General features: G+C 49.2%; 2 protein-coding genes. Both read left to right on the top strand.

What is annotated here, in order from left to right; genetic code table 11:
* The first annotated feature begins 125 nt into the window (after positions 1–125).
* Positions 126–1,685, top strand: coding sequence for a PTS transporter subunit EIIC (locus tag KQJ19_RS23235; protein WP_216404247.1), 1,560 nt, complete (start codon positions 126–128; stop codon positions 1,683–1,685).
* 16 nt (positions 1,686–1,701) lie between these two features.
* The coding region (locus KQJ19_RS23240; RefSeq protein ID WP_216404248.1) for an adenylosuccinate lyase family protein at positions 1,702–2,797 on the top strand (1,096 nt) is incomplete at its 3' end.

Raw genomic sequence — 2,797 nt, forward strand, 5'->3', positions numbered from 1 at the left:
GCATTAGCCTGCAGGCTGCTTTTTTATGGTCAAATCCTGCGCTTTTTATTTTTCACTATTTGCCCTTGAGCAAAAATCTCCTGAACGTATCTTATCCTCAAGAGAATTCACGTCAGGATTAACTTATGAATGCTAATTTTAAGAATGAAATTCAGACATTCGGTCGATCGCTATTATTACCGATCGCCGTACTGGCGCCTGTGGGGATGGTCATGGGAATTAGCGCTGCGTTAGGGCAGAGCTATATGATTGATAAACTCCCCTTTCTGGGCAATGAAATTTTCAGAGCGATTCTCTCTTCTCTGGGATTAATCAGCAGCGTCGTTTTTAATAATATTCCTTTACTGTTCGCGATGGGTGTCGCCTACGGTATGTCTAAAAAAGAAAAAGGGATTGCTGTATTTGCGTCCGTCGTGGCTTACCTGACTCTGCTTATCGCTATGCATGTGCATCTTAAGCTGGCGGGTACGCTGGCGAAAGAGGATATGGCTTTCGTCGGACAGGGAATGGTATTAGGTATTCAGACGCTGAAAATCGAAGCGCTGGGCGGTATTATTGCCGGGCTGCTGGCAGCTAAAATAACCGACCGTTTTTACCGGCTGCAATTACCTCTCGCTTTCGCCTTTTTCAGCGGTAAAAAATCCGTCGCGATCTTAGCCATTGCTTTTTCCATTCCCGTCGGCTTGATCATTCCTTTTATCTGGGATCTGTTTACCGCAGGTATGCGCGCCATATCAACCATAATGATGGCGCCCAACATTGGTGCAGGTATTTATATGACGCTCAATCGCCTGCTAATCCCGTTTGGCCTGCATCACGTCCTCAGTTCCACCGTGCGTTTCACCGCGGCAGGCGGTACGTACCTGATTGACGGGCAGACCTATGTTGGTATTTTGCCCGCTATCAATAAAATCCTGTTTGAGCTTGGTCCCACCCATCCGGCCTGGAAAGAGTATATGCCGACGCTCACCAGCTATCTTGCCTCATCACAAATGCTCACGACGCTGTTCCGCGTTCCGGCGATTGGTCTGGCGATGTACCACATGGCCTATTTCAAGAATAAGAAATTTGCCAAAGGGATGATCCTGACCGTGGTGCTGACCGCCATGCTGGGGAATATTACCGAACCGCTGGAGTTTTCCTTCCTGTTTATCGCGCCAAAACTCTTTATTGTCTATGCGGTACTCTGTGGCTTATTGACCATTCCACTGCAATTACTGGAAGTCTCCATCGGCTATATTCGCGGCACCATTTTTGATTTTGGTATTTTCGGTTTGATGTATGAACACACCCAATGGATTAATTTAATTATCCTCGGCGTGATTAACTTTGTTGTCTTCTATTTCGTCTTCCGCTTTGCGATCGGTAAATTTGATATTAAGACCCCGGGCCGCGAGAGTGAAATCGCTGACAGCACCTTACTGAACAATAAAGAGTACGACAAAGTCGCCGAACTGGTGATTCAGGGGCTGGGCGGGACAGACAATATCAAGCGCGTTGAAAACTGCGTTTCACGGTTACGTATTGATTTGAAAGATCAGAAAAAAATGGACATGACCATTCTTAAAGAATCTGGCTCGCTGGGAACCTTTATCCCCTCCAGCAACCATGTTCATGTGGTATTCGGCCCACACGTAGAATTTGTCCGTAACGCGGTAGACGACCGCCTCGTCGGTGCGAAATAAATTCAAGGAGATAGTAATGCGTGCACTGTATGATTCAAAAAGCAAAACGATCGACGATCGAGGAATGAAATCTCTGCTCGCACAGCCAGCGCGGGTACAGTCATGGCTCGATGTTGAAGCCGCCCTGGCTCAGGCACAGGCCGGACACGGCATGATCCCCGCCAGCGCCGCAGTCAATATTACCGCTAACTGCCACGTGGATAAGATTGACCTGACGGAAATGGAACGCCTGCTGCGCGAGATTGGTCACGGCTTCGTTCCGGTCATCAAAGTGCTGGTCAAAGCCTGTGACAGTGAAAGCGGAAAATACGTGCATTACGGCGTCACCACGCAGAATATTCAGCAAACAGCACAGCTTTATCTGGCAAAGCAGTTCGATACCATCATGCAGGGTTTTGTGGACGATATTCTGCGTAACCTGGCAAAGATGGCATCTGACCATAAAGCAACGATTATGGCCGGACGTACCCACGGTAAGCACGCGCTGCCCATCACCTGGGGCTATAAAGCCGCCGTTTGGATTGATGAGTTACTGAGCGCCCAGCAGCGCATGCGGGAAGCGGAAAAACGCGTCTTTACCGTGATGATGGGGGGAGCCGTGGGCGCCTTCCACGCGACCGGTGAAACCGGCCGCCGGGTTCAGGATAGCGTTGCCCAAAAGCTGGGAATGCATTCAATGGCGATTCCCTCCCGCAACTCGCGCATTTACCGCACTGAATACATCAGTAATTTGTGCCTGCTGGCGACGACGTTACACAAAATAGCCGAAGAGGTTTATCAGACCTCAAGCGAAGAGTTTGCCGAAGTTTCAGAAGCCTTTTCTAAAGGCACCGTTGGCAGCAGCACCATGCCGCAAAAAGTGAATCCTAAACTGGCGAAGGGGATCATCGCCAACGCGCAGAAATTGTACTCAGTAATGACCTCCTGCCTGTATGTCAGCCCACGTCCCTTCGAAGCAGACAGCTCCGCTTACTTTATCTTTGACGGTAATATTCAGGAGAGTATGGAGCTAATGGCTGAGATTGTGATGCGAGCCGAAGAGTTGACGCGAACGCTGGTCATCAATCCTGGTCGTATGCGCCAGAATGTGCAGTTAACGCATGGTCTTATTA

The organism is Citrobacter sp. S46_ASV_140 (genome assembly GCF_018919545.1).
Lineage (GTDB): Bacteria > Pseudomonadota > Gammaproteobacteria > Enterobacterales > Enterobacteriaceae > Citrobacter > Citrobacter braakii.